The following is a 24,572-nucleotide window of genomic DNA, read 5'->3' as shown; positions in this document are numbered from 1 at the left end:
CCACCTTCCTCCATGGAGCCCCTACGGCGTATCAACCGTTGGCGGGCGACTTGAAAAGTTCCTTCGTCATGTGATCGAGCGCATCCACCCCATCCGTCCCCGCCTGCTTGATGGAGCCATAGAGACGCTTGGACAGGGCAATGAGCTTGTCCTTGAAGTCCTTGTATTTGGGCGCTTCGTGATCGACGAGGTCCGCGAGGTTGTCAGCCAGCAGGGACTTGAGCTCATCCTTGACATGAGTGCTGTACACCCCGTGGTACATCTTGGGCAGGGTCCGGTGTCTGGGCAGACCGATGACCCTCGCGACGGTCGCGTCGAGAGGAAGCATGATCATGTTGTCCATGTGATTGAGATTGTAGCCGGCCGTCAGCAGCCCACCCCGCACCACGACGACCAGCTCCGGTGAGCCGCCCTCCTCCGGATTGCCCAGATACTCCGCGAGGGTCGTGCTCAGGGTCGAGTTCGGGATGATGTGATGCGCCTCGTGGAAGTAGGGAACGTCACAGTGGGTGTCGAAGTTCCCCGCCTTGACGTCCCAGTCTCCCTTCTTGGGCTTCCCGGCATCATCCTCGCGTCCCTGGAAGAAGGCCTGGCGGACAGCGGGCATGTTCTTGTAACGAGGCCAGTTGTACAACCCTGAATCCGAATCGGCCTTCTTCGTTGCCTGCCAGATATGGCTGCAGGAGTTGTTCGGCTTGCGGTCCTCATGCCGGTTGAGACACTTCCCCCCCTCGGTGTTACTGGTCGTGACATGGTCGAGCTTGTTCTGGATGTCTATTGTGTGTCGCTCTTTCGACATGGCTCGACCTCCTAGGAAAAAGCTGAATCATCGGCCATCATGACGAGGGCGCACGGAAACAACAAGGCGGATGTAGGGAAAGGGGAACTCGGGCCGCTCGCGTCCGTGAGCGGGTTGACCCTATGGGGCCACATGTGCCCCCCGTGTGCCCCTCCAGCGGGGATGAGAACGGGACAAGACGGGGCAAGACGGGATGGGGCGGCACAACGAACCGACGTGAGATCAAGGCGATAGCGGGTAACAGCGCGTCCTGCCTGTGGTTTTCCATCACCTTGTCTGCGGGTTCGATTCCCGCTGCCTCCTCCAAAACAAATCCCTCAGCCGCGGCTACAGAGCGACGCATGGACGAATACGCAGCCACTTGCGTGTGGCGGCTGGGGGATAGCAGTGGGGTGTCGCTGCTGGGGGCTAGAAGGGCCTCCGCCGCGTCGGTGCTTTGGCCGGATGCGGTGGCGAAGGAACACCGGCTCCTGACTTCAAGTATGGGGGAGCTTGCGCAGTACCTCGATAGCCTCCTCGTACACCCTGCCAAGCACGTCGTCTTGGGACTTGTATTCCGTCAGCAGGTCGGCGTCCTCCCGATGTCCCACGTACTCGAGGATGGTCGCAGCTTTGATGATGCGTACAGTCTCCGGGGCCGCAACCATTCTCCGGGCCACCTCGCGCAATCCGGCGCGGGCCTTGGGTGGGAGCGCGGGAAGAAGACGCTCGCGGTGTAGGAGCAGCAGGGTGAACAGGCGATCACAGAAACGCCTTTCCTGCCCCTTACGTGTGGATGCCACTCCAATGATGGACCGGGCCAGGAAGATGAATGAGGAGAGCAAAGGGACCAGTTCATCTGGTACCTCCTCATCCAGCACGGTCAGGACCTTGGTCTTCTGCTCGACAGGCACCGACTCGTCCTCAATCCACACTCGCAGCTCTCCTGAAGAGCTCTCCAGCAAGCGAAGGAGGGCCAGCAGGCCCTCGGAAGCAGGCGGAGCGATCCGCTCCAGGGCCCCGCGAACAGCGGGGATCAACTCTGGATGACGCTTGCGCCAAAGTGCATAGGTCAAGTCATCCACATCGGACCCCTTTGGCGCGCCAGCGGCCAATCGATTCAGCCTTCGTACGAGGGTTGCCCTCGCTCTGGCGCTCTTGAGCTGACCAAGTGCCTGGGTGATGACCTGCACGACAGACGAGGCGTCGTAGCCCCCTCGAGATTCCTCCAGGAGGAGTTGCTGCTCCAAGCGTCTGGCGTTCGCAGGACCACCCAGCTCACCCAGGCCAAAGGCGGCCGCCTGGCGCACCTTCCCGTCAGGAGACTGGAGCATTTGTTCCAGAACACTCTGGACTCTTTTGGGCTGCGCCTCGCGCAATGCCGCCACCAGGGTGCGTGCCCTCTCCTGATCTCCCCAGTGGAAGGCATCAACCAGCTTTGACCGCCACTGCTCCAAATCGATTTCCCATGCCATGCGTCGCTCCAGAATCCAGGCTATGGATACTGAACTCCGGGAGGCACATACCGCCGGACGAGCGTTCCATTGAGCATGTAGAGTTCGTGGATGGCATCCGGGTCCGCCCGGCGCATGGCTTCAAACGCATCCAGCTCACGCTGCAGATCCTTCGCAGTGGAGACATAGTTGGTATTGTGTCGCACACCATCACCCGGAAGCCCACGCCCCCCATTGCCGCTCCGAAGCGCGCCGAGGCCGCCTCCACTTGCTCTGGCGTCCTCGCCGCCTGCGCCTCCTGGTAAAGCCGCAGACACGTTTGTGCTACTCGAGTCAACTCCACCAGCCCCACCACCATCGCCAACCTTACCGTCAACGTCGCCGCGAATGCCTTTGAGAAGAAGGGCTCGGGCATGAGCCACGCGGAGAAGTACAGCATGAGGGACAGGTACACGCTGTGGATGAAGAGCGGCGAGTTGAAGAGTTCCTTGGCAGCCTGTCGGACGCCCTCGCCCATGAAGCGGGGAGACATCTTCAAGGCGGCCCACAAAGGACTCCCCTCAAGGGAATTCGGCAGCGGCAACACGCCAGGTCCGAACTCGGAGAGAAACTCCTCGCGCACCCGTAACTGGAACTGCTGGGGGGCCGATCGCGGCGAGTGCCTCGGCGCAGGCACCTCCAGCAGGTGTAGGCGAGGTTCGGGAGATGACCGCACTGCCGCCAGGGCTTTGCTCAGGGATCGTGCTTCCGCAACGCTCAGAGGATCAAACTCCGGAGGCATAGGGCGCGAAGGGATAAACAGCTTGATGCTCCCGTCCTCCAACTCTCGGATACCAACAGGAAGGGCGGAGGCATAGGAGGCAGGGGCGCTGCGAGCACGTACCGCTGAGGGGCTCTCACGCGCTGGCTGATGAGGAGCAGCCGCTCGGGCCGGGCCCTGGGCATGGGCGGAGCTTGCAGGCAGTGAAATCTGCGCCCCTCCTGGGGGCTGCCTTGGCGGAGTGGCACAAGTGGTTGTCAGCAGCGAGAGGCTTACCACCATGCCAAGTCGCAATAGGGAGGAGGGAAGACCCATGAGCCGTGGAGACTACCTCATGCTCGCCGCACCATGCCGGCGTGGTGTCCGACGACGGCGCCGTGGTGTGGCATCTGGTCGGTGTCTGCGGCGCGCGCGTTCGGGTCCGCGCCGGCCTCGACGTCCTCTTCCTGCGCAAGGATCCGCCCGTCGACGCCGACTTCCTCCAGGCCACCCAGCTCGTCGAGCTGTGCAACGGCCGCGAGCCCGTCCTCCTCAACAACCCCACCGGCATCCGCGATGCCAACGAGAAGCTCTTCGGCCTGCGCTTCCCCGAGCTTATGCCCGAGACACTCATCGCCCGGGATCTCACCGCGCTCGCCCAGTTCATCGCGCGCAATCTTTCACACCTGCCCTGGCTCTGGCTCCCCTTCCAGCCGGAGCTCGGCTGAGCCGACGCCCGCGAATCGGGCGTCAGGTGTACATCTCGACCTCTTCCATCTTCTCGCGGAGCGCCTGCTGCTCCTCTGGCGTGGTGCCCAGGCGCTTCATCATCGCCATCTCCGAGGCGAAGCGATCGTCGGAGCCCTCCCAGGGGAAGAACTCGCGGAGGATCTTCTCGGCGCCTCCGGTCGGCCCCGCGGCGTTGTGGGACAGGACGGCGGTGCGCTTGTAGGCCTCGCGCACGGACTCGGGCGTCTGGGGACAGGACAGCGCCTCGCGCAGGGCTTCGAGCTCCATCGTCATCCGGAACAGCAAGGTGACGAGGGCCGCGTGGGATGGACCCTGGTGGTAGTGCTCGGCCATGGCGCGGTACATCTCATACGAAGTCTTGGGGTGGTCCGGAGAGTTCATGGGCCGCAGCCTGGCGGAGCCGGCTCGAGTAACCGGAGCCCAGCGGATGAGCTCCTCGACCGTGGCTTTGCAGTAGAGACAGCGTTCCCGAAACCCTCCGCTGAGCTGGGTCGACTCGGCGAGCCTGCGCCAGTGCGAACCAGAGCCACCCGTTCCGGAGCACTCTCGCCGGAAGCCTCCGGCGGCGGGTTCGATTCCCGCCGCTTCACAGATCCCCATGGCGAAGACACGGATGAGGCCGGCGGTCGTTATCGGATGTCAGCCCCTCATGGTCCCCTCCCCAACCGCACCGGGGAGGAGCCTGTTGGACATGCAAGACAGTGGAAGCAGGAAGGGAGAGAACAGGCGGGGCGCTACCTGGCGGCGCTCAATGAGGCCGTCGAGCCTGACAAGAAGCTCACGGGAGGCACTGGCTTCGAGGGATCGCTCTTCCTCGAATTCGAGAACGGGGGAGCACTCTGGCAGTTGTCCTGGCGCACGCCAGAACCCGGAGTGACGCTGTACCGCTGGAGCTACCGGAGCAAGAAGCCCAATGCTTCCTGGAAGGAGCGGGCGGCCCAGAAGGCAGAGGAGTTGCCCAGGGAAGAAATAGAACAGCGCGGTGAGTTGGCCGAGCAGGCGATCCGGGCTGCCTATGAAGGGGGCGAACGCCCCAAGGGCTTCCAGGGCCAGGTCTACCTGCCTGGGGACTGCCGCTGAGCGGGCGGGAGGCCTCCGCCGCCCTCGGAGCGCGCGAAGCGCTTGGCGCTTGAGGAGCATCCGACCGCTGTGGTAGGGCGAAAATCCATGACCCCGGAACACTCCCCGGTGCTCGAGTTTCCAGCGTGGCTCTACGACACCACGGCCGCCATCCTCCGCAAGGCGAGAACCGAGGGCCGCTGGTGGGCCCGGGAGCACCTCAAGACCGGTGCCTTTCCCCAGCCCCGGCAGATGCGCCAGGTGCCGCCCGGCGAGGTGCTGGTGATGCACTCGGGGGCCGAAGGGTTCGACTGGAACCGCCCCCGTTGGCGGGTGCACATGTTCCTTAGCGTCTTCATGGACTTGGATGAAGGCGTGCCGGAAGCGGCGCACCAGCGCATGAGGAACGCCTTCGAGTCCTTCTGCCTGAGCACTCCGTGGGGGGCCCTCTACTATACCGTGTCTCCGCCCCCGCTGCGGAGCGCGGAACGCATGGCGAACCGGCTCGCCTCGCTGCTCCGCTTCTGGGACGTGCTCCAGGGCCCTCGCTATGCGTTCTGGTCGTTCGATCAGAAGTACACGCTGGACGAGCTCATAGCGGACATCTACCGCAAGACCCTGGAGGCCTGGTGCCCCGGAGGCCCGGCCTCGGTCCGCGAGCATATGGCCCTGGCGGTGGAGCGCATGGCTCGCGCCACCCGCGAGGAGTGCGAGGAGGCCGTGCTCCGGTTGATGCCTGTCCTGGTGGAGGGGGACAACGACTTGAAGCACCACGAGGTGCTCAGCGACCCGGACTTCCTGCGCGAGCGCCTCTCCGCGCTTCCCCCGAAGGACTTCGACGACCTCTCCAGCGCCGAGAAATACTCGGTGGCCGTACAGTTGGCTGCCTGGGACAGGGAGTTGGGGCGGCATTAGTAGTACCTGGTCAGATGCGAGAAGGCCCGAGAGGAGGCGCACGGGCGCCGACGCTACGCAGGCAGAGAGGGCAGTGACCGATACGGCGTAGCAACAAGTGCTGAAGGCAGCGACGTACCTGGGGCAGCGTCCAGGGTGTTCGCCTCCGGGGAAAAAAGCGCTCAGTGCCCGTACGAGTTGCCTGACACCTTCCCGGCGGCCCGGCCGCCACTTCGACATCCTCGACGAGCAGGTGCGTCCCCTCTCCAGCCTCGACGTCCTCTTCCTGCGCAAGGATCCGCCCGTCGACGCCGACTTCCTCCAGGCCACCCAGCTCGTCGAGCTGTGCAACGGCCGCGAGCCCGTCTTCCTCAACAACCCCACCGGCATCCGAGATGCCAACGAGAAGCTCTTCGGCCTGCGCTTCCCCGAGCTCATGCCCGAGACACTCATCGCCCGGGATCTCACCGCGCTCACCCAGTTCATCGCGCGCAATCCCCAGGGCACCATCATCAAGCCCGTCGAGGGCTTCGGCGGCCAGGGCATCGTCTTCCTCCAGCCCGGCGACCGCAACATGCGCTCGCTCCTGGAGATCAGCACCCTGGGTGGCAGGAAGGCCATCGTCGCCCAGGCCTACCTCCCTGAGAGCCGCCAGGGTGACAAGCGCATCATCCTCGTGGATGGCGAGCCCTGCGGCGCCGTGCTCCGCGTCCCGGCTCACGATGATCACCGCGGCAACATGGCCGCTGGCGGCACTCCCGTGAAGACGCAGCTCACCGCGCGCGAGCTGGAGATCTGCGCCCGCCTCAAGCCCTCGCTCCAGGAGCGCGGCTTGTACCTGGTGGGCATCGACGTCATCGGCGACTGGCTGACCGAGGTCAATGTCACCAGCCCCACCGGCATCGTGGAGATCGACAAGCTGGACAACACGAACGTGGAGGCGAAGGTGATCGACGTCGCCATGAGTTCCTCAACCGTGGCCTTGCAATGGGGACAGCGTTCCCGAAACCCTCCGCTGAGCTGGGTCGACTCGGCGAGCCTGCGCCAGTGCGAACCAGAGCCACCCGTTCCGGAGCGCTCTCGCAGGAAGCTTCCGGCGGGTTCGATTCCCGTCGCCTTCAATCATGGCGCGCACGGCGTTGGGTGCCGTCAGGTACGCCAACACATGGCGCCTGCCCCCACACCAGGCGCAGGTAAAGACATCCACTCGAATTCTTTGACACCCTTCCGGGACACCCTTCCGGCACCGGGGTGGCTCAGCGCTTCGCCCTGGTGCCCTTGTGCGCCCGGCCGGCATCGGCGCCTCTCGCGTCGAACATCCCGGCCAGGTCCTGGCGTTTGAACTCGCTCACGACGAAGTCCACGAACACGCGGGTCTTCGCGGAGAGCTGCCGGTGCCCGGCGTAGTAGAGCGCGATCGGGCCGATGTCGGCGTACCAGTCCGGCAGCAGCCGCACCAGCGCGCCACTGCGCAGGTGCGGCACCGCGTTCATCGTCGCGACGAAGGCGATGCCCAGCCCCATCAGGGCGCAATGACAGACGGCCTCGGGGTCATTGAGAATCATGCGCGCCCGCATGTCGACGGCCACCTGCTCGCCCGCGCGGTTGCGCAGCGGCCAGGTACGGATGCGCCCCGTCAGCGGCGAGCGCAACAGGATGCCTTCGTGGCGCTGGAGGTCCGCGGGATCCTTCGGCGGTGAGATTCGTGCCACGTAGGACGGCGAGGCCACCGCGATCACGTGGGCCCGGGCGAGCTCCCGCGCGGCCAGCCCCGAGGGCAGGTCGAAGCCGCCGCCAATCGCCGCGTCGAAGCCCTCGTTGATGAGGTCCACCGGCCGGTTGTCGAGGTGCCAGTCCGGCACGATATCGGGATAGCGCGCGAGGAAGTCCTGGAGCATCGGCACGAGGTAGCCGAGCCCGAAGGCGGGAGCCATGCTGACTTTCAGCACCCCCGCCGGCCGTTCCGCGGCGAGTGACACGTTGGCGATGGCCGTCTGGAGCGTCTCCAGGCCGCCGCTGACCTCGCGCAGGAAGCGCTCCCCCGGCTCCGTCAGCGTCAGTCCCCGGGTGCTGCGCTGGAACAGGCGCACGCCCAGCCGGGCCTCAAGCCGCGCGACATTCTGACTGACGGCCGCGGGCGTCAGTCCCAACCGGCGCGCAGCCGCTGAGAAGCTCGCTGACTGCGCACTGCGCACGAACGACTCCAGGGTGATGAGCGTCTCCATGCCTTCAACATCCTGTTTAAAGTGATTCAGCGGATTCCCCTCTACTGCAAGAGGAGCCGCGCGGCCATCATCCTCTCCATCAGCCACCGGGCACGGACCGCAGCGTCCGTCCCATTTCCCGCTGTCCCTGGAGAACGACCATGACCACCCCCCGCAACCCGAAGGCCGGCCTCGATGCACTGCTCACGCCCGACAACTGCGTGCTGATCCTCATCGACCATCAGCCCTTCCAGTTCGCCGGCCTGCGCAGTCACGACACCCAGACCATCATCAATAACACCGTGGGACTGGCCCGGTCCGCGAAGCTGTTCAACGTCCCGACGCTGCTGACCACGGTGGTCGAGGAGCGCGGCGGCTACCTCTTCAAGCAGTTGCAGGACGTCTTCCCCGAGCAGAAGCCCATCAACCGCACGTTCATCAACACCTGGGAGGACACCCGCGTCGTCGAGTGGGTGAAGAAGACCGGCAGGAAGAAGATCGTCATGGCCGCGCTGTGGACGGAGATCTGCCTGGCGATGCCGGTGATTCACGCGCTCGGTGACGGCTACGAGGTCTACATCGTCACCGACGCCTCCGGTGGCGTCACCGTCGAAGCCCACGAGATGGCCATCCAGCGGATGATCCAGGCCGGCGCCGTTCCCCTCACCTGGACGGTCTTCGCCTCCGAGCTCCAGCGCGACTGGGCTCGGACGGACACCGTGCCCGGCCTCGCCCGGCTGCTCGTGGACCACATGGGCGTCGTCGGCACCAGCTTCACGTGGGAGCAGCAGCTGCTCAACACGCCCCCCGAGAAGTGAAGGAGCGATTCATGAAGATTGGCATCATTGGCGCGGGCAGCATCGGTCAGGCCCTGGCGGGCCACATGGCGAAGGCCGGCCATGAAGTGATTGTCAGCAACAGCCGGGGCCCGGAGACACTGGCGGGACTGGTGCGCCAGCTCGGTCCCCGAGCCCGGGCGGGCACACGGCAGGAGGCCGCGGCGGCGGACGTGGTGATGCTCTCGGTGCCGTGGGAGCAGGTACGCGAGGCGATGTCGGGCCTGCCCGCGTGGAACGGCCGCATCCTCGTGGATGCCACCAACCCCGTCCTCCTGCCCGGCTTCCGCCTCGCCGACCTGGGAGGGAGCACGTCGAGTGAAATCGTGGCGTCGCTCGCACCGGGCGCGCGGGTGGTGAAGACGGCCAATACGCTCCTCGCCGCCGTGCTCGCGGCGGAGCCCCGGCAGTCCGGAGGTCGCCGCGTGTTGTTCATGTCGGGAGACGATGCGGCCGCCAAGACGGAGGTGAGCGGCCTCTTCGGGCAGGTGGGCTTCGCCACCGTGGACCTCGGCGGCCTGGCGAGCGGCGGAAGGTTGCAACAGTTCCCGGGAGGTCCGCTGCCAACGCTCAACCTGCTCAAGCTGGGCTGAAACCGTTGGGAATCTTCTGAGACGCTCGAGGTCCTCTCCTTCAAGTGCCGCCAGCGGAAGTAGGGGGAGCTCTGTGGCACCGCCGCGGTGGCTGACTCGGACGAGGAGGGGAAACGGGGCCGCTTCTCGAGCAGGCGCACGCGCACCTTCATGGCTCGCGAGGCCGTATGAGCCTCCAGGCGAGGGGCATCCACAGGCCAGCGAGGGTTGCCTTGAGCAACCCTCCGGGGAGGAAGGGCAGGAAGCCCTTGTGCAGGGCCGTGGCGAGGTCGAGCGGGGCCGCCACACAGAGCCAGGGCACGCCGATGGCCAGGATGACGAGCTGGCCAGCGAGGAAGAGCGGGACCGCCTTCCACGCCACCCTGTCGAAGCCGTGCCGCGCCGCGAGGCCCACGAGGAAGGCCGCGGGGATGAAGCCCACCAGGTAGCCGCCGGTCGGCCCGAGCACCTGTGCCCAGCCGCTGGCCCCCTTGGAATAGAACGGCAGTCCCACCGCCCCGAGCAGGACGTAGGCGAGCTGCCCGGCCATGCCACGCACGGGCCCGAGCGCGGCGGCCATGAGGACGACCGCGAGCGTCTGGCCCGTGATGGGCACCGGGGAGCCCGGCACCAGGATGGCGACCTGCGCGAGCAACGCGGTGAACAGCGCGGCGCCAAGCACGAGTGCCCCATCATGGACGCGCGTGCGGGCGAAGACGTCGGCCAGGACGCGAGGCGGTGGAGAACCAGAGGGGCGTGGAGACACGAACCGATGCTCAGCGAGGAGGAGCTCCGATGCAAGACGTCAGCGAGCCTGGCTTCCGAGGTAGACCCGAATGATCTCGAACGGCGTTACGGAGCTCGAGCTGTGGCTCGTCGACCGGCGGGAGCTTGTCGATGCATGGACCGTCGCCTTCGATGGACTGCCCGGCGTTCACATCCGAGAGGGCGATATCCTCGCCATCGCCGAGAACACCATCGTCTCGCTGTTCTGTCCTGGGCTGGCCACGGGCATTGGCGAAGTCGCGCTGGTGGAAGCGGCGGGGGAAATGGCCAGGGCCTACTGGAAGTGGCTCGCGAGAATTGGAGTCGATCCCTCTGGCCGGGTTCCTTCGTAGCAGTGCTGCGTTCAGCCGGTAGCTCGTGTGGCTGTGGGGACACACCCGGCCTACGACCCGAGGAGTTCCAGAGGGTTACACAGCCCTCCGGGGCTGGCTCACGGGCTGCAATGCACCCGGGGCATGAACGCACTGCCTCGCGCCCTCCTGTGCACCCTGCCAGCCCTCCTGCTGCTCACCGCCTCCCCGGCCCGAGCGGATCTGCCCCACGAGTCGATGTACCTGACCCGCTCGGAGATCCCGGACGAGTCGCTCCGAGGTGTCATCGGCATTGGCTTCGTCTCGGTGTTCACCGGCCTGGAGCAGGTGCTCGACGGGCAGGAGCCCCTGCCCATTCGGGGGTTCGATGGGGAGATTCCTGTCTTCGTGCCGGGCGAAGACGGCTTCACTCCCGACGGGACGCGTTCGCTGAGTGCGGCGCGTCCCATCAGCGGCTGGGACTACGACTTCACCGCGCTGCGGAAGTTCCCCGCCGTCGAGCAGCGCGGCGATTACGTCCACGTCGTCATCAACGCTCGGACGAACGAGCGGGCGTGGCTGCGCCTCAACAAGGACAACGGCAAGAAGCCCCAGGTGGGCTTCACCACGTTCGCCTCACGGGAGTGGGCCTGGTCGGGCATCGACGTCCATCACCTGGCTCCGAAGTCGGAGACGCGGCTGTACGGCGCACCCAGGCCCGAGGCCCGCTGGCATTCCCTTTCCCCGTCCCGCCCCGCGCGCAGGGAGGGCGCCGTGGTGGGTGACCTGCGCATCATCAAGACGCACGGGAACTTCATGCAGGTGGGCGAGCTGATCAATCTGGATGAAGAACTCGCCCCGGTGGGCTGGGTTCCCATCAACGATGAGAACGGCGTGCTCCTCATCTGGCCGGTGTACGCGCCGATGTGCTGAGCGCCCTGCTCGACGTCTCAACGCGTGGCACGAAACGGGTGATGAATGCGGCGAATCGACGGAGTCCGGCTTCTGGGCGTCATGGCATGGCTGGGGACCACGGTGGGGCTCGCTGGCCCCCAGAATGTCGAGGCAGGTCCCCTCTGGAACCGGGAGCACGCGGCGGAGCGCTGCCCACAGGTGTGCGCTTCCCTGGGCGGTTGGACGGGTGAATGGTGGACCACGGTCCAAGGCGAGATGTCCGTCTGCCAGTGCGCTGGCGCGGAGCCCACCGGGGAGGAGCGCAAGGAACAGGTCGTGGCCCCCACCGATGCGGGAAGCCCGCCGGTACCCGAGTCCTCGGGCGAGCTCGTCGCCATCGTCTGGGGCGGTGGGAAGGACACCACCGCGGCGTACGAGTCCCTCGCGCAGTGGGAGGCGGAGAAGCGGCTGCTCGGAGACCTCGTCACCTTCGCACCGGGCTTCCCGAAGATCGTCTCCAGTGCCAGCGTGCCGGGCCTCAACCCGGGCTTCGAGATCGTGCTGCTCGGCTTCTGCACCCGTGACGAGGGACGGGACGAGCGCGCCTATCTCAAGGCCCTCTACCCCTTCACCTACGAGAAGCCGGTGAAGGGAGTCCAGGCCGCGTGCCCCACCTGGGTCGAGCGGACGAGCAAGGCCGTGAAACCGCAGCAGACGGTGAAGGGCGAGGGACTCACGCTGTCGGTGGTGGGGCTCGCCAGGCGCGAGGAGCCGGAGGCCTCGGATCTGACGTCCACGCCCGTTGCCGTGCGGTGGCTGAGCGTGGTGGCTCGCGACGGAGCGGGAGCATTGCTCGGCGTGTATTCGCGCAAGGACGAGTCCTCCTACGTCGGCGGCTCCCGAGCCGTGGGGTGCAGGACGGAGGTGAAGTCGGCGCGCAAGGACACGGTCGTGCTGGAGCGCACCTGTAACGGCTCCTCGGGCGCCTGCGACACCGATCCGGGCGAGCGGTGGCGGGTCACCGTGCGCTGGAACGGGAAGGCCTTCATCCCCGAGGAGAAGCTGCTCGCGAAGTGGGAAGCGAAGAACTGCGCCGAGTAGCGCGGCCTGCCTGGCTGGCACCACGACTCATACTCCACGGCCCCTCTGCGCGAGGCGGGCAACCTCTATTGGAAGCGGCGGGAATCGAAGCCGCGCCGGGCGATGCGAAACTCCCAGCAGAATCGCGCCCTTACCTCGCAACCGCCCGGAATGACTTGGAGTCGTTGTCCCGCCGCGTCCCCTGTCGTCCTGTCCTGTCCCACCCCGTTCCGCAGGCTCCTGCGACATACGTGCAACTGCCCTCTCGGCGGGCGTCTCTCGGCCGGTGTCAGACGACTCGAACGGTCCGCGAGCGCCGGCAGGACGCTGGCAAAGGCGGGGGTCCCGGGGCCCCATACCTTGCGGCTCCAAGCAGAAGGAGGCACACCCCGTGGGCGCCCCGCGAAAATTCTTTCTCCGGTCCTGAATCCTTTTGGGCCCTCGCCCGCTCTTGTCCCGCGGAGACCTTTTCCGGTCTCGTCACACGCGAGGAGAACACCATGCTGTACCGTAAGAATCTGGGAAGCACCGAGAGCCGTCTGCGCGTGGCCGGGGGCGCGCTCACCCTGGCCGCCGGCCTCATCGGGCTGGGCCTCACGCCCCTGGGGCTGACGCTGATGGCCGTGGGGGCCACGGGTGTCGTAACCGGGCTGTTCGGCTACTGCCCCGCTTGCGCCATGGTGGGCCGCAAGCCCCTGTCATGAGCGCCACCTCCATGAACGGCCCCGCTCATCGGCGATTGCTGCTGGCCGCCCAGGCCGGCGACAGCGAGGCCATGGAGCGGCTCCTGGCCTACGCGCAGCCCGATATCCGGCGCTACGCACAACGGCACTGCATGGCCACGGCCGCCGATGACGTCGTGCAGGAGACCCTGAGCATCGTGTACCGCCGCATGGGCGCCCTGCGCGACGTGGCCGCCTTTGGCGGGTGGGTGATGCGCATCGTGCATCGCCTGTGCATGCGGCCGCTCCAGGTCTGGCTCAAGGGCGAGCCGCTGGAGCAGGTGGAGGACTCGCCCGCCTGGGCCCGGCGCCCGGTCCATGAGCTGCGCATGGACCTGGCGCGGGCAATCGAGTCCCTGCCGCCCCTGTACCGTGAGGCGCTGCTGCTGCGCGACTTCGAGGAGTTGACCATCGGGGAAATGGCGCAGCGCCTGGGCACGAGCCGTGAGGCCGCCAAGAGCCGCCTCCACCGCGCCCGCGCCCTGGTGCGCGAGTACCTGCAAGGAGAAAGCACGACATGAGCACCTACCAATCCCCCGCCGACATGGCCCACGCCCATGAGCTTGAGGGAGGACGCCCGTGAGCAAGGGCGCCCTCACGCTGAAGATCGAGCCCGAGGCCGGCACCACCGAGAAGGAAGTCCTCGAGCTGTTGCGCTCGCGCATCGAGCGGCGCTTCCGTCCCGACGCCTCCCGGTAAAGCCAGACTGAAGGTTTCGCGTCTGGTTTTACGCCTCGCGGGAAATGATTGCCGGATGGGGCGCTCGATTTGCGCGGGGGCTTCCGCCTCTGCAGGATGCGCGCCCTCTCCAGGGAGCTTCCCACCATGAATTGGAACCGACTCACCCGAGCGGCGCTGCTCGGCTGATTCCTCACGCTCGCCGGTTGCCCGAAGCCGGGCAATACGGATTTCCCCGATGCCTCCACCCCGGATGCCTCCACCGGTGACGAGTGGGATGGCGGCTACGTCCCGCTCGAGGAGGCAGGCAACTGGCCGGGCCCCGAGCCGGAGCGGTACGCGCCCTGCGGCTTCGCCACCAGCAACACGGGCGGCTGTGACTTCGACACCTTCGACCTCTCGGCGTGCGACCAGAACAGCCTCGCGAACGCGGGCACCGAAGGCACGTACATGCTGAGCACCCGCACGGAGTTCGACACGGGCGAGTTCCTGGCCAGTGGCGCCGATGTGCTCACGCTCAGCGGTGACGGAGGCACCTCGTACCTGGTCGGCATCGCCGCCACCGAGTCGCGGCAGGGCAACGCCATGGACTTGAGGCCCTTGCGGCGCAGCGCGCCCACCTTCTGGCCGGACGCCGAGTCCGTGACGTCATAGGTGGCGCTGATGTCGAGGATGTTGCGGGCCTTGATGGAGAAGACCTCCTGCTGCATATCCTCGCCGGTGAAGACGCGCAGGTCCTCCTTGAGCTTGAGCGCGGTGGTTCGGAATTGGATGAGGAAGTGGCGAACGGTGGCCAACGGCTGCGGGTCAGGGATTCTCCGCTACATCAGGCGCCCATGCAGGTCTTCGAGCTGGAGCTCGGCTGAGCCGACGCCCGCGAATCGGGCGTCAGGTGTACATCTCGACCTCTTCCATCTTCTCGCGGAGCGCCTGCTGCTCCTCCGGCGTGGTGCCCAGGCGCTTCATCATCGCCATCTCCGAGGCGAAGCGATCGTTGGCGCCCTCCCAGGGGAAGAACTCGCGGAGGATCTTCTCGGCGCCTCCGGTTGGCCCCGCGGCGTTGTGGGACAGGACGGCGGTGCGCTTGTAGGCCTCGCGGTAGGCCTCGCGCACGGACTCGGGCGTCTGGGGACTGGACAGCGCCTCGCGCAGCGCTTCGAGCTCCATCGTCATCCGGAACAGCAAGGTGACGAGGGCCGCGTGGGATGGACCCTGGTGGTAGTGCTCGGCCATGGCGCGGTACATCTCATACGAAGTCTTGGGGCGGTCCGGAGAGTTCATGGGCCCCAGCCTGGCGGAACCGGCTCACGTGACTCCCTCGCCGCTACCTCAGGCGCCACGCTTGCCTCCTGCTCCCCCTCTTGGGGGAGCTTCATGACGAACCTGGGGGCCGAATGGGGCTACACGACCCTCATCACCCACGCGTGAGCGTTACGGCGAGGCCTCTTCGGACACCACTTTCCCGTTCGGGTCGAGGACCGCCTTCCAGTCGTGCTTCTGCTTGTTTTCCACGTCGTCGTAGTACCGGCCGGTGATCACGACCGAACCGTCGGGCAGCAGCTCGAAATGGTCGCCCAGCGGTGTCCCGGGTCCGCCGTCGCCGCGGAATTGGTGGTCCCAGAGGACCCTCCCTTTCGCGTTGAGCTTCACGAGCCGGGTGACCGGAGGCCGGCCGGGGTGGACGTATGACACGATTTGGGCCACGCAGCCGCCGTCCGGCGTCGCCGCGACGGTGCCGCCCTCGTAGTCGAGGAAGCCCTTCTTCACGAGCACCTTCTGCCAACGCGGCTTGCCGGTCGGATCCAGCCGCGCGACGACCGGCTTCGTCCTCCCCGGCTTGTAATCGGAGTCGGTGTTGCCGCTGAGTGTTCCGATGAGGAGGACGTCGCCGTCCGGCGCGACCACGAACTGCGCGAACGTCGCGGTCGGATCGACCTTGTAGTCCACGTAGCGGATAGCGTGTTTGTCCGCGTACTGCTTGCCGAGGACCACGCCCTGGGCGATCTTCAAGTCGCCGCCCGCGCCGCCGGCGACCTCCGGCGAATTCACGTCGTCGGGCACTTCGTACAGCCGCACTCCCTTCCTGCTGGGCCAACCTTTCTCGTCGACGAACGGGGTCATGAGAAGCCGCCCGTTGAGCCCGACGATGACTTCCGCCGCGACGCCGTCGTTGCCGGGGAAGAGCATCCGCATGGGGATTGACGTCTGGAGGCTCAAGTCAGAGACGCGCCGCACTTCGACGACCTTCGGAGAGATCTGCTGCGTGTTCGAGATCACCAGGAAGCTCTTGCCCGACGGCGTGAGCACGAAGCGGTGGACCTTCTTCATTCCCTGCGTCTTCGCGTCGATCTTTTTCTTCTCGAGGTCGATGCGGATGACATCGCCGAGCTCGTTCGAGCCGAGGAGGAGGTAGCGGCCGTCGGGTGTGAAGGCCGTGCCGTAGGTGGTGAGCGGAACGGGATAGGAGTCCACCTGCTTCGACGGGATGTCGATGACGAGCACTTGTTGTTGCGGCCTGGCGGGGTGGGAGCGCTCGTTGCCTTTGTCGTTGTACTCGACGAGCGCGAGCTTCTTGCCGTCAGGGCTGAACACCTTGGGACCGGATACCAGCTTGATCGGCTTGTCGCGCTTGGGGAAGTCGACCTTCATCGTCCAGTCGATGGCGCGCGTCTCGAGATCGATGCGGGCGAGCTCGAACGAGGTGTAGCCTTCCTTGAGCACGTTGCCCGCGGGGTTCACGGCGGACGCGTAATAGAGGTACGTGTCCGTCGGATCGAACCCGATGTCATGGAAGTAGCGGGTGTTGTCCTTGGGGCCGAGCAGCACGAGGTCGGAGAACTGCCGGGTGCGGTGGTCGTACTGGCAGAAGTAGGTGGCTACCGTCTCGTAGCCCTTCGTCGCGTTGAACGTGAGCGAGGTGACCTGGCCGTCGTGGTGGACGACGGTCGCGGACGGGTTCGTGCGGCCCAGCGTGTCGGTGTGTGCCTTCGGGAGTTGGTGCAACGGCACGGGCACGTCGATGACCTTGCGCTCCTGGAAATCGAACAGCTCGTAATGCGGCATCTTGGGGCGGTTCTTCTCGTCGCGGTCCCACGTGACGCCGACGAGGACGAAGCGCTGCGCGCTGACTTTCGCGGCGTTCGTGTAATTCACGTCGGGTAGCTCGGCCGCGAGTTGCAGGTCCCCGGCGAGAGCGAGCTGCGGACAGAGAAGAAGGAGGAGAGCAGCGATGCGCGTTCGCATGCGGAGGACTGTAATGCCCATCAGTCCCCCCACGTCCAGGGCGTGCCCTGGGAGTTCGCGCGCGCGCGCCTGATGGCAACACCCCACCGCCGTGGAGGCTTGCGGTGGGGCGAGCCCGTCTTCGGCTCAGCGCGTGTAGCGCTGCACGGTGGAGACCGCGGTGCTGCCCGCGGAACCGCCCGTTACCAGCACGTTGCCCGAGTCCAGCAGCGTCGCGGCATGGCCCGTGAGCGGCGCCGACAGCGAGCCCGCGTACCGCCACGACTCCGTCGACGGGGAGTAGATGGCCGCCAGCCCGTTGGAGAACGTCACCAGCACTTCGCCCGAGTAGAGCAGCGTCGCGCTGACGGCGTTGCGGCCGTTGCCGAGCAGGGTGTTCCAGTACCAGCGGTTGTTGTACGGGTCATACATGTCCACCTCGTCGTAGCCGCCGCCCACCAGCATCACGGTGCCCGAGTAGAGCCGGATGGCAATGTGTCCCGAGCGCGCGCGCCCCATGCTCGGCACCGGTGTCCAGGTGTTGGTGGCCGGGTCGTACAGGCGCGCGTCCGTGAGCACGGCTCCCGAGGAGGTCCGGCCGCCCGTCACCAGCACCTGGCCCGAGTAGAGCAGCGTGGCGGTATGGAAGGCGCGAGCCCCTACGCTGCCCGCGCTGCTCCAGGTGTTGGTGGCCGGGTCGTACAGCTCCGCGGTGTCCGTGTCCCCGTTGGTGGTGTTGCCGCCCGTCACCAGCACCTTGCCCGAGTCGAGCAGGGTCGCCGTGTGGTTGCCACGCGGCGTGCTCATGGCGTCCGCCACGGTGAAGGTGTCCGTAGCCGGGTCGTACAGCTCCGCCGTGCGGCGCCAGTAGAGGGGCTCCAGGCCCGACCACCCGCCGGCCACCAGCACCTGCCCCGAGGACAGCCGGGTCGCGGTGTGCTGGGTGCGCGCCAGGAGGCTCCCGTTCGAAACGCGCGACGTGTTGCTGTAGGGGTTGAACAGCTCGGCCGTGGAGTCACTCACCACCAGCACCTCGCCCGAGGTGAGCAGGGTGGCGGTGTGGCCCGAGCGCGCCGTGGTCAGGTTGCCGCTCGCGGCCCAGGAGCCCGTCTGCGTCTGCTCCGCCGTCGCCGAGGCCGTGACGGTGGGCGCCGTGGTGCTGGTGAAGAAGTTCGGATAGAGCGCGGTGTAGTAGGAGCCGGTTCCGACCTCGCCGGGGATGGTGCCGTCCTTGACGCCCTGGACCTTCAGCGTGGTGCCATCGGTCTGGATGGACAGGTCCCCGTTCCAGATGATGCCGGTGCGGATGGAGTAGTACGCGCGGAGCTCCGTCTGGCGCACCACCGCCAGCGTGTCCGGGGCCAGGTTGAAGAGCGTCAGATACATGCCCGAGCTCGACGTGTTCCTCTTCGGGGAGCTCACGGCGACCCCGAGGTCATTCGCGGCGAGCGACAGCGTGGGGATCTCGTACGACTCCACGAGATCCACGGTCGCCTCGCCCCACGGGCAGGTGGAGGACGCCTGCCGGGTGACGCTGGTCACGTACGCGTGGTAGGGGGTGATGATCTCCCGGTACGAGACGGAGAAGGTGCACCCGCGAGAGACGCCGGACGTCAGCGCGGCGGTGCTCGTGGTGAGCGGGGAGGGCTCCTCTGCGGCGGGGCTGCCACAGGCCTGCATCAGCAGGGTGGCGGCAAGGGATGCGGCGAGCTTCACGGTTCGCATGCGTTCTCTGTCTCCTGTCGGGGGTACTCGGGTGCTGCGAGCGGCCGGGCCATATTTCGCGGTTCGAAAGCCTTCCGTCTATTTCTATTTAATACTGAAGATGTCTCCCTTTCCCCTTCGGGCGCCCTCCGTTGCGAAGCGCGGATTCTCCGCTACGGGATGTCCCTGATGGCGGAGCGGGGCACGCTCCCTCTTTCGGGTGAAACGTTTCAGGTGCTTTCGGGTGATTTCCAACAAAGCCTGACGCTCTACCCTGCTCAGCCCAAGGAGAACACGATGAGCACCTTCACGACCGCCGACGGATGCAAACTGGACTACCATCTCGCGGGCTCGAGCTCGAGCGAGCGCACCCTGGTGCTGCTGCACGGCTGGTCACAGTCGCGCGCGATGTTCGATCGGGTGATTCCCATGCTCGCCAGGCATTACCGTGTCGTCAGCTACGACCAGCGTGGCCACGGGGAATCCGATCACCCCACGCACGGCGCTCGCATCGCCCGGCTCGCGCGCGACCTCGACGAGCTCCTGACGCACCTCCACATCGAGCAGGCGGACTTCGCGGGCCACTCCATGGGGGCGTCAGTGCTGTGGAGCTACCTCGACCTGTTCGGCTCCGCGAAGGTGAGCTCGCTCATCATCATCGACCAGCCCAGCGCCTGCACCATCCTGCCCTGGCTCGATCCGGCCGAGGCGGCCAAGGTGGGTGCCATCGTGGACTTCCCCGGCGCCGAGGCCTTCTGCAAGAGCTTCCTCGGTCCCGACGCGGCGAGCGTGCGGCACGACTTCCTCGTCTCCATGCTCACCCGGCAGATCTCCGGCGAGGACCTGGAGTGGCTCTATCAGGAGAACCTCAAGCTCGACGGCGGCTTCGGCTCACGGCTGCTGCTGGACCACATCATGCAGGACTGGCGCGATGTGCTGCCACGCATCGACGTGCCGACGCTGGTGATCGCTGGCGAGGTCAGTCACGTCAATCCGGCGTCGCAGAAGTGGAGCGCCGAGCGAATCCCTGGAGCCCAGCTGCGTACCTTCACCGCCGAGGAGGGGGGGCGCACACTTCCCGTTCTTCGAGCGGCCAGAGCCTTTCGCGGTCGCCTTGCGCTCCTTCCTCGATGCCCAGCCAGCGCCGCGTACCCGGGCACGCGCCGTCTCCTGATGTGCCTATAGGGGTGCTCATGCCGCAAGAACAGGGCACCCTCCGGCCGCGCATCGTGCCGACTGGTCCGACCATCGGACCAGTTGCTCCCGCGCGCGGCCGGAACCTCCCACTGGCTTAGAACAGCTTCGCCATGATCTCGCGCTCGCGCTGGTCGAGCTTGATGGAGTCGATCGCCCAGTCGATGAGCTCGTCGGCGACCGACGCGTCGAAACCGAAGGCGCTGGCGGTCGCCTTCACCGAGGCGCGCTCCTCGTTCGCGATCTCGCCGTCAGCGCACGACACCTCGACGATCATGCGCAGGAGGGCAGCGCGCAGCTCGCGGTTCTGGATCTTGCCGACGATGTCGGTGAGGCGGCCAGGCTTCTGGAATTCCTGCTCGATGAGCGCGGACACCTGCTCGTCGCGGGGCGACAGGCCGATGTGGGCCACCACGTTGTCGAGGTGCTGGCGCTCGTCCTCCGTGATGCGGCCGTCGCTCGCCACCACGTTGGCCATGGCCTGGACGAACGCCATCAACTGATCCTGGGGGTACTCGCGCGTCATGTCGTCTCCTTGGCGAGCGGCTGGCCAGTGGCTCGCGGGTGGATGAGAGGGGCCGGGCTACTCGGCGCGGCACGATAGTCGGCGCCAACGAGGACCGGAAACGGTTTTCGACTGGAAGCAGGTTCAGGTCTGCACCTCGAACTTCTCCGTTTCCGGCCTGCACGAGGTGATGTCGGGCCGCGTCGCCGTCATTCAGTCAGACCCGGAGACTGCTCCTGACGCGGTGCGTGAACTGACGCAAGAGCTGGAAGTCGGTCATGCCATTCCAGTGCACGAACTCGCCATTCAGTACCGCATGGTCAGGTCGAGGCCCAGGAAACACCTCTTGATGCGATCCTCCAGCGGTATCGACAGGGAGATGCCTGGCTGCAACGAATCGTCCTGGCTGATGATGAAGCGGAACGAGCCACCGATGGTGTGATGGAGCTCACTCTTCGAAGAGGGTGTCTCCGCGTATCGGGCGCCGGCCACCTCGAGCGTGGCGACGAAGGGGTGAACGCTATAGGCGAACCCTGCCCCCCACCGAGGAGAGAATTGCAAGGATTTGTAGAAGGGAGAATACGCATCCAGCCCCGCGTCCAGCCGGAGGGAACAGGACGAGCAGAAGGCGCGGCCCAGGAGCATCGAAGCGCCCACCCTTCCGCCCAGGGCTCCCGGCTGGAACAGCACGGCCTGGGTCGGACGCTTCGCCGCCACGGTGGCATTGAGGGAGGAACCCACCTCATCCTCGTCTCCGGTGGGAAGGAGCAGCCCTCCACGGAGCACGAGCCAGGCGTCGGAAAAGACAGACCGGGCCCAGACCATTCCCAGGTCGATGTTGCTCAGCGCCGAGGCCGATCTGGGTGCTCCCGTGAGCTTCGTCAGGGAGACAGTCGCGTAGGGGCCCAGGCCGTACCTCCCCATGAAGGCCATGGAGAGATCGAGCCGGACGGGAACACCGTCACCCTTGCGGTCGAACAGGAACCCTGGCGCGAGGGACAGATGGCCTCTTCCATCGTGCTGCTCCAGCAAGGAGAAGAACGGACCGTAATCCCTTTCAACCGAGTAGGTGGGTTGAATCATCTCCAGCTCTTCCCGCTCGAGCCCCGTGGTGGCCGCCCACTGGGTGAGCACGGGGGAGTCGATCTCGCGGACGAAGGCGTATTTGAACCCGGCCGCGATGGCCGCAGCGGCCTCCCGGCCGAGCTCTTGTTCCAGGAGATAGCCCACCGCGCAGATGCGTCCCCGCGAGTCGATGAAGGTGGGGCGGCGCGCATCGGGATGGTCGTCGTTCCGGGGGAACTCGCCTCGTCGGATATAGGCCTCCAGCCGATCGAGATTGCGTGTCCTGGCGGCGCGCGCATCCGGAGAGAGATGCTCGGTGGGGCGCTGCCGCAGCAGTTCCAGCACGTATTCCAGGTGGACGCGGACCCGGAGCGCCTCATCATCGTGCACCGTGGCGGGCCGACCGAAGCGTGCCTGGAAGCTCTTGTCACCGATGACGAGGCTGACGGAGTCGGTGTGGAGCTGCTCCGGCGTGGATGGAGTTCCGCAAGAGAGGAGACTTGCCAGCAGGAGAATGGCGGAGACAGCCATGCGTCGTGACAGGGTCATGGGAGCAGTACCCTCCAGGAGTGCATCCAGACCGGCCCGAGCCATGGACGGGCCGTTGCTCCACACTGAGGGATTGCCCGGAGCCGAGCCGCATGAGGGGCTCATTCCTCCGTCACGATTCCATCATGACCCGATATGGAATCCAGGCTGGCGTGTGGGGAGCCCCGCCTGCCAATTCACAGAACCGTCCGGCTGTCAATTCAACAAAGAGTTTATACGCCTTTCACATTCCGTGTTGCTACAAGGGAGTCCAACAAGCGGTCTTCCGACGCGTGAAAGGAGTATCAGATGTCGATGGGTGGTTTGATTCCGCCAATTGGTTTGGAAATCCCGATGAGCTGCTACGCGGTCAACGTTCCGCTCATGGTGAACGTTCTCGGGGTCATCACGTTGGACTTCAAGGGAGGATTCAAGGAGAGGGTGGAGGCCAACCTCGGTGCCGGTTTGGGTGGCGTCAAGTTGAAGATGCTCGGCTTCGAGGTGTCGGCCGACAGCCCCGTGGTTGGCAAGGTCACCCTGAGTCTGGCCGATATCGACGTTACGCCGCTCGGCCTGCTCGAGGTTACTGGAAATCTCCCGCCGACCTTCAGGCATACGATCTTTTGGGATTTCAAGGCGACGATCGAAAAGCCGCCGGGCGGCGGCCCTCCCCTCGTGCTGTCGAACACGAAGACGGGCAAGCTGCTCAACAGTCACTTCACCGCGTATCCGCCGCAGGGCAGCGTCTACCAGCTCCAGGAGCCTGTCGACCTCGCGCCTGTTGGCGCGCCGACGCAGGTTGTCGCCCAGCTCCTCCAGTTCCCTGTGACTGTTTCACATAACCCGTGACAAACAGGCCTTGGGGTCGGGTCAGTTCCATCGCTGACCCGCCCCAGGCGCGTGATGCGTCTCCACTTTTGGAGGTATCATCGCCCCAACCAGAGGTACGGCTCACTGGTACTGGAAGTAGGCCCAGGCGGACTGAGGAGCCTGACCCGCGGAGTTCTTGGCCTTCACCGTATAGGTATACGTGCTGCTACGGACGGTGGGCGTCATCGTGAGCGACGTCGTGGTGGTAGTGAAGGTGTTGTAATAAACCCACTGAGTGCCAGTCCAATACTGCATGTACACCTCATACGAGGTGGCACCGGAGGAAGGATTCCAGGAGAGGGTCACGGAGCCGCTGCCCATGTTGGCGTAGCCATCCGGGGACATGCCGGTGACCTGGGCGGGGACGGAGGTGGTACCGGAGACGGAGATGTTCCAGGACTGCTGCTCGCCGAACCACTGGACGCCGTCCTGGACCATCTGGACGGCGAGCGTGGTGGAGGAGCCGCTGGAGGGCGCGCGCACCGAGAAGGTGAAGTCGTGCGTGGCACCCGGGGCCACGTCATTGCAGAGCTCGACGCGGGCATCGGTGGCGCTGTTGGCATAACCGCCGCAGGAGCTGAAGGCGACCCAGGAGATGGAGTTGGAGGCCAGTGCGCCCAGCCGGTGGAGGGAGGACTTCTTCCAGGTGGTGGTGCCCGTGTTCTTCACGCGCACGGTGACGCTGGCGGTGGCACTCGGGGCGAGGGAGGCGGGCACGGAGCTGGCGGTCTCCTGCACCTCGGAGCCGTTGAAGGAGCTGGTGCAGGAGCGGCGGGGCTCGGTCATGTAGAGATCCCCACCCCAGCCCGTATCCCAGTACCCGGCCATGTAGCCCCAGTTCACCCCGTCGTACTGCACGCGGTACCACCAGTCATCCTGGCCGTCCTGGGCCGGCATCACCGAGTCCACCGTGAGGCGCGTCCCGGCCGGGATGGTGGTGAGGGTGGAGGCGGAGCGGTTGGGCGCGCTGCGCACGGCCTGGCTGATGTCGGAGACGGCGAGCGCGGGGAACGCGGGGCGGTGCTGGTAGTAGTAGTCGATGGGATCCCTCCAGCCCTGCTGCTCCGGCTGGTAGGTGCCCTCGGCGTATCCGGGCCCGTAGCAGTTGCTCGTCACGCCGCCCCAGTAGAGCCAGTCACGCACCTCGAAGTGCAGGTGTGAGTTGGTCGACTGGTTGAGGATGGTGGCAATCTGCTGGCCCCTCGTCACCGTGGCGCCGGTGGCCACCGTGGGCGCGTTCATGTGGCCGTACTGTGTGTACACCTTGGCGCCGGTGCCGAGCGTGTGCTCGATGACCACCACCCAGCCCGGGTAGTTGGCGTTCACCACGCAGCGCACCACCCCGTCCGCCACTGCGTACACGGGCGCTCCCGCCGTGCTGCCACTGTTGAGTGCCAGGTCCACGCCCGAGTGGGCCCGGTTGTTGTACCAACTGGCCCCTCCCCGGTTGGCGTAGTTCTGCATCACCCGGACGTTGTAGCCGGGCACCGTCTCCGAGCCCTGCACGCCCGCCATGGGCCAGTCGAAGCAGTCCGACGCCGTCAGGGCGGATTGGCTCTCCTGCCGCGGGGACTCCTCCTCCACTGGCGTCAGCGGTCCACAGGCCGTCCAGCTCGTCAGCGCGACGGCCAACAGGCCTCCGAGCACTCGGGGGTGGTGGGGTGCAGGCCTCATGGACGCTCTCCTCAAGGGAAATGGGGTGGGAAACATTTCCCGTATTATCTATTTTGTTTCTCCGGAGTTGCGTG

Annotated in this window: 25 protein-coding genes and 1 pseudogene; 13 read left to right on the top strand and 13 right to left on the bottom strand. The window is 66.2% G+C overall.

Annotated elements, in window-relative coordinates; all coding sequences use genetic code 11:
* Nucleotides 1-31 precede the first annotated feature (31 nt).
* The 3 genes from OV287_RS55200 to OV287_RS55190 all read right to left on the bottom strand — a co-directional run bounded on the left by OV287_RS55200 (nucleotide 32) and on the right by OV287_RS55190 (nucleotide 2,438).
* Nucleotides 32-799, bottom strand: coding sequence for an AHH domain-containing protein (locus tag OV287_RS55200; protein ID WP_267542144.1), 768 nt, complete (start codon nucleotides 797-799; stop codon nucleotides 32-34).
* A 476-nt stretch (nucleotides 800-1,275) separates the two neighbouring features.
* Nucleotides 1,276-2,253, bottom strand: a complete 978-nt coding sequence (locus tag OV287_RS55195; protein ID WP_267542143.1) for a HEAT repeat domain-containing protein — start codon at nucleotides 2,251-2,253, stop codon at nucleotides 1,276-1,278.
* 20 nt (nucleotides 2,254-2,273) lie between these two features.
* Nucleotides 2,274-2,438 carry a hypothetical protein gene (locus OV287_RS55190; RefSeq protein WP_267542142.1) on the bottom strand — a complete coding sequence of 55 codons (165 nt, stop codon included), beginning with the start codon at nucleotides 2,436-2,438 and terminating at the stop codon, nucleotides 2,274-2,276.
* Between the two features lie 874 nt (nucleotides 2,439-3,312).
* Between OV287_RS55190 and OV287_RS56310 the strand changes: the two genes are divergently transcribed.
* Nucleotides 3,313-3,699, top strand: coding sequence for a hypothetical protein (locus OV287_RS56310; protein WP_308809819.1), 387 nt, complete (start codon nucleotides 3,313-3,315; stop codon nucleotides 3,697-3,699).
* 22 nt (nucleotides 3,700-3,721) lie between these two features.
* Here OV287_RS56310 and OV287_RS55180 read toward each other — a convergent pair whose 3' ends face one another.
* Nucleotides 3,722-4,102 (bottom strand): hypothetical protein, encoded by a 381-nt coding sequence (locus tag OV287_RS55180; protein ID WP_267542141.1) that lies wholly within the window; start codon nucleotides 4,100-4,102, stop codon nucleotides 3,722-3,724.
* A gap of 255 nt (nucleotides 4,103-4,357) precedes the next feature.
* On the opposite strand from OV287_RS55180, the gene OV287_RS55175 reads away from it, so the two are divergent.
* From OV287_RS55175 to gshB, 3 genes and pseudogenes are all read left to right on the top strand, one after another.
* The gene (locus OV287_RS55175; protein ID WP_267542140.1) at nucleotides 4,358-4,801 is read left to right on the top strand and encodes a hypothetical protein; all 444 of its coding nucleotides are present in this window, start codon (nucleotides 4,358-4,360) and stop codon (nucleotides 4,799-4,801) included.
* 87 nt (nucleotides 4,802-4,888) lie between these two features.
* A complete protein-coding gene (locus tag OV287_RS55170) occupies nucleotides 4,889-5,695 on the top strand; it encodes a hypothetical protein (protein ID WP_267542139.1) in 807 nt (268 codons plus the stop codon).
* A gap of 166 nt (nucleotides 5,696-5,861) precedes the next feature.
* A pseudogene (gene gshB, locus OV287_RS55165) lies at nucleotides 5,862-6,635 on the top strand (glutathione synthase); the annotation flags it as partial.
* 295 nt (nucleotides 6,636-6,930) lie between these two features.
* Here the strand turns inward: gshB and OV287_RS55160 are convergent.
* Entirely contained in the window at nucleotides 6,931-7,899 is a 969-nt protein-coding gene (locus tag OV287_RS55160; RefSeq protein WP_267542138.1) for a LysR family transcriptional regulator, read from the bottom strand.
* A 140-nt stretch (nucleotides 7,900-8,039) separates the two neighbouring features.
* Here OV287_RS55160 and OV287_RS55155 point away from each other — a divergent pair, with 140 nt between their 5' ends.
* Both OV287_RS55155 and OV287_RS55150 read left to right on the top strand, forming a co-directional pair.
* Nucleotides 8,040-8,696 carry a hydrolase gene (locus OV287_RS55155; protein WP_267542137.1) on the top strand — a complete coding sequence of 219 codons (657 nt, stop codon included), beginning with the start codon at nucleotides 8,040-8,042 and terminating at the stop codon, nucleotides 8,694-8,696.
* A gap of 11 nt (nucleotides 8,697-8,707) precedes the next feature.
* Nucleotides 8,708-9,307 carry an NADPH-dependent F420 reductase gene (locus OV287_RS55150; protein ID WP_267542136.1) on the top strand — a complete coding sequence of 200 codons (600 nt, stop codon included), beginning with the start codon at nucleotides 8,708-8,710 and terminating at the stop codon, nucleotides 9,305-9,307.
* A gap of 148 nt (nucleotides 9,308-9,455) precedes the next feature.
* On the opposite strand, the gene OV287_RS55145 is transcribed toward OV287_RS55150, so the two are convergent.
* Nucleotides 9,456-10,052: a biotin transporter BioY gene (locus tag OV287_RS55145; RefSeq protein WP_267542135.1), complete on the bottom strand. Its 597-nt coding sequence runs from the start codon at nucleotides 10,050-10,052 to the stop codon at nucleotides 9,456-9,458.
* A 70-nt stretch (nucleotides 10,053-10,122) separates the two neighbouring features.
* On the opposite strand from OV287_RS55145, the gene OV287_RS55140 reads away from it, so the two are divergent.
* The 5 genes from OV287_RS55140 (at nucleotide 10,123) to OV287_RS55120 (ending at nucleotide 13,579) form a co-directional block, all read left to right on the top strand.
* Complete coding sequence (locus OV287_RS55140; protein WP_267542134.1) at nucleotides 10,123-10,404, top strand: hypothetical protein; 282 nt, start codon at nucleotides 10,123-10,125, stop codon at nucleotides 10,402-10,404.
* Between the two features lie 123 nt (nucleotides 10,405-10,527).
* Nucleotides 10,528-11,295, top strand: coding sequence for a hypothetical protein (locus OV287_RS55135; RefSeq protein WP_267542133.1), 768 nt, complete (start codon nucleotides 10,528-10,530; stop codon nucleotides 11,293-11,295).
* Between the two features lie 45 nt (nucleotides 11,296-11,340).
* Nucleotides 11,341-12,357 (top strand): mannan-binding lectin, encoded by a 1,017-nt coding sequence (locus OV287_RS55130; RefSeq protein ID WP_267542132.1) that lies wholly within the window; start codon nucleotides 11,341-11,343, stop codon nucleotides 12,355-12,357.
* A gap of 479 nt (nucleotides 12,358-12,836) precedes the next feature.
* The gene (locus OV287_RS55125) at nucleotides 12,837-13,040 is read left to right on the top strand and encodes a YgaP family membrane protein (RefSeq protein ID WP_267542131.1); all 204 of its coding nucleotides are present in this window, start codon (nucleotides 12,837-12,839) and stop codon (nucleotides 13,038-13,040) included.
* 11 nt (nucleotides 13,041-13,051) lie between these two features.
* Entirely contained in the window at nucleotides 13,052-13,579 is a 528-nt protein-coding gene (locus OV287_RS55120; RefSeq protein ID WP_267542130.1) for an RNA polymerase sigma factor, read from the top strand.
* 441 nt (nucleotides 13,580-14,020) lie between these two features.
* Here OV287_RS55120 and OV287_RS55115 read toward each other — a convergent pair whose 3' ends face one another.
* The 4 genes from OV287_RS55115 to OV287_RS55100 all read right to left on the bottom strand — a co-directional run bounded on the left by OV287_RS55115 (nucleotide 14,021) and on the right by OV287_RS55100 (nucleotide 18,683).
* On the bottom strand, nucleotides 14,021-14,533 hold the full coding sequence (locus tag OV287_RS55115) for a hypothetical protein (RefSeq protein ID WP_267542129.1): 513 nt from the start codon (nucleotides 14,531-14,533) through the stop codon (nucleotides 14,021-14,023).
* 91 nt (nucleotides 14,534-14,624) lie between these two features.
* On the bottom strand, nucleotides 14,625-15,017 hold the full coding sequence (locus OV287_RS55110) for a hypothetical protein (protein ID WP_267542128.1): 393 nt from the start codon (nucleotides 15,015-15,017) through the stop codon (nucleotides 14,625-14,627).
* A 150-nt stretch (nucleotides 15,018-15,167) separates the two neighbouring features.
* Entirely contained in the window at nucleotides 15,168-16,979 is a 1,812-nt protein-coding gene (locus OV287_RS55105) for a YncE family protein (RefSeq protein ID WP_267542127.1), read from the bottom strand.
* A gap of 126 nt (nucleotides 16,980-17,105) precedes the next feature.
* The gene (locus OV287_RS55100) at nucleotides 17,106-18,683 is read right to left on the bottom strand and encodes a Kelch repeat-containing protein (protein ID WP_267542126.1); all 1,578 of its coding nucleotides are present in this window, start codon (nucleotides 18,681-18,683) and stop codon (nucleotides 17,106-17,108) included.
* Between the two features lie 276 nt (nucleotides 18,684-18,959).
* Here OV287_RS55100 and OV287_RS55095 point away from each other — a divergent pair, with 276 nt between their 5' ends.
* Nucleotides 18,960-19,847, top strand: coding sequence for an alpha/beta fold hydrolase (locus OV287_RS55095; RefSeq protein WP_267542125.1), 888 nt, complete (start codon nucleotides 18,960-18,962; stop codon nucleotides 19,845-19,847).
* 106 nt (nucleotides 19,848-19,953) lie between these two features.
* On the opposite strand, the gene OV287_RS55090 is transcribed toward OV287_RS55095, so the two are convergent.
* Nucleotides 19,954-20,382: a tellurite resistance TerB family protein gene (locus tag OV287_RS55090; protein ID WP_267542124.1), complete on the bottom strand. Its 429-nt coding sequence runs from the start codon at nucleotides 20,380-20,382 to the stop codon at nucleotides 19,954-19,956.
* Between the two features lie 285 nt (nucleotides 20,383-20,667).
* On the bottom strand, nucleotides 20,668-21,975 hold the full coding sequence (locus tag OV287_RS55085) for a hypothetical protein (protein WP_267542123.1): 1,308 nt from the start codon (nucleotides 21,973-21,975) through the stop codon (nucleotides 20,668-20,670).
* Between the two features lie 288 nt (nucleotides 21,976-22,263).
* On the opposite strand from OV287_RS55085, the gene OV287_RS55080 reads away from it, so the two are divergent.
* Nucleotides 22,264-22,803 carry a hypothetical protein gene (locus tag OV287_RS55080; protein WP_267542122.1) on the top strand — a complete coding sequence of 180 codons (540 nt, stop codon included), beginning with the start codon at nucleotides 22,264-22,266 and terminating at the stop codon, nucleotides 22,801-22,803.
* 102 nt (nucleotides 22,804-22,905) lie between these two features.
* On the opposite strand, the gene OV287_RS55075 is transcribed toward OV287_RS55080, so the two are convergent.
* Entirely contained in the window at nucleotides 22,906-24,498 is a 1,593-nt protein-coding gene (locus tag OV287_RS55075; RefSeq protein ID WP_267542121.1) for a peptidoglycan DD-metalloendopeptidase family protein, read from the bottom strand.
* Nucleotides 24,499-24,572 lie beyond the last annotated feature (74 nt).

Origin of the sequence: Archangium lansingense (genome assembly GCF_026626635.1) — a bacterium.
Classification (GTDB): Bacteria; Myxococcota; Myxococcia; order Myxococcales; family Myxococcaceae; genus Archangium; species Archangium lansingense.
This window is presented reverse-complemented; position numbering and strand designations above follow the sequence as displayed.

What these genes read in the sequence shown, in the direction of transcription:
- OV287_RS55200 (WP_267542144.1), bottom strand. Translation starts at nt 799, where the DNA reads ATGTCGAAAGAGCGACACACAATAGACATCCAGAACAAGCTCGACCAT.
- OV287_RS55195 (WP_267542143.1), bottom strand. Translation starts at nt 2,253, where the DNA reads ATGGCATGGGAAATCGATTTGGAGCAGTGGCGGTCAAAGCTGGTTGAT.
- OV287_RS55180 (WP_267542141.1), bottom strand. Translation starts at nt 4,102, where the DNA reads ATGAACTCTCCGGACCACCCCAAGACTTCGTATGAGATGTACCGCGCC.
- OV287_RS55175 (WP_267542140.1), top strand. Translation starts at nt 4,358, where the DNA reads ATGTCAGCCCCTCATGGTCCCCTCCCCAACCGCACCGGGGAGGAGCCT.
- OV287_RS55170 (WP_267542139.1), top strand. Translation starts at nt 4,889, where the DNA reads ATGACCCCGGAACACTCCCCGGTGCTCGAGTTTCCAGCGTGGCTCTAC.
- OV287_RS55160 (WP_267542138.1), bottom strand. Translation starts at nt 7,899, where the DNA reads ATGGAGACGCTCATCACCCTGGAGTCGTTCGTGCGCAGTGCGCAGTCA.
- OV287_RS55155 (WP_267542137.1), top strand. Translation starts at nt 8,040, where the DNA reads ATGACCACCCCCCGCAACCCGAAGGCCGGCCTCGATGCACTGCTCACG.
- OV287_RS55150 (WP_267542136.1), top strand. Translation starts at nt 8,708, where the DNA reads ATGAAGATTGGCATCATTGGCGCGGGCAGCATCGGTCAGGCCCTGGCG.
- OV287_RS55140 (WP_267542134.1), top strand. Translation starts at nt 10,123, where the DNA reads ATGATCTCGAACGGCGTTACGGAGCTCGAGCTGTGGCTCGTCGACCGG.
- OV287_RS55135 (WP_267542133.1), top strand. Translation starts at nt 10,528, where the DNA reads ATGAACGCACTGCCTCGCGCCCTCCTGTGCACCCTGCCAGCCCTCCTG.
- OV287_RS55130 (WP_267542132.1), top strand. Translation starts at nt 11,341, where the DNA reads ATGCGGCGAATCGACGGAGTCCGGCTTCTGGGCGTCATGGCATGGCTG.
- OV287_RS55125 (WP_267542131.1), top strand. Translation starts at nt 12,837, where the DNA reads ATGCTGTACCGTAAGAATCTGGGAAGCACCGAGAGCCGTCTGCGCGTG.
- OV287_RS55120 (WP_267542130.1), top strand. Translation starts at nt 13,052, where the DNA reads ATGAACGGCCCCGCTCATCGGCGATTGCTGCTGGCCGCCCAGGCCGGC.
- OV287_RS55110 (WP_267542128.1), bottom strand. Translation starts at nt 15,017, where the DNA reads ATGAACTCTCCGGACCGCCCCAAGACTTCGTATGAGATGTACCGCGCC.
- OV287_RS55105 (WP_267542127.1), bottom strand. Translation starts at nt 16,979, where the DNA reads ATGCGAACGCGCATCGCTGCTCTCCTCCTTCTTCTCTGTCCGCAGCTC.
- OV287_RS55100 (WP_267542126.1), bottom strand. Translation starts at nt 18,683, where the DNA reads ATGCGAACCGTGAAGCTCGCCGCATCCCTTGCCGCCACCCTGCTGATG.
- OV287_RS55095 (WP_267542125.1), top strand. Translation starts at nt 18,960, where the DNA reads ATGAGCACCTTCACGACCGCCGACGGATGCAAACTGGACTACCATCTC.
- OV287_RS55090 (WP_267542124.1), bottom strand. Translation starts at nt 20,382, where the DNA reads ATGACGCGCGAGTACCCCCAGGATCAGTTGATGGCGTTCGTCCAGGCC.
- OV287_RS55085 (WP_267542123.1), bottom strand. Translation starts at nt 21,975, where the DNA reads ATGACCCTGTCACGACGCATGGCTGTCTCCGCCATTCTCCTGCTGGCA.
- OV287_RS55080 (WP_267542122.1), top strand. Translation starts at nt 22,264, where the DNA reads ATGTCGATGGGTGGTTTGATTCCGCCAATTGGTTTGGAAATCCCGATG.
- OV287_RS55075 (WP_267542121.1), bottom strand. Translation starts at nt 24,498, where the DNA reads ATGAGGCCTGCACCCCACCACCCCCGAGTGCTCGGAGGCCTGTTGGCC.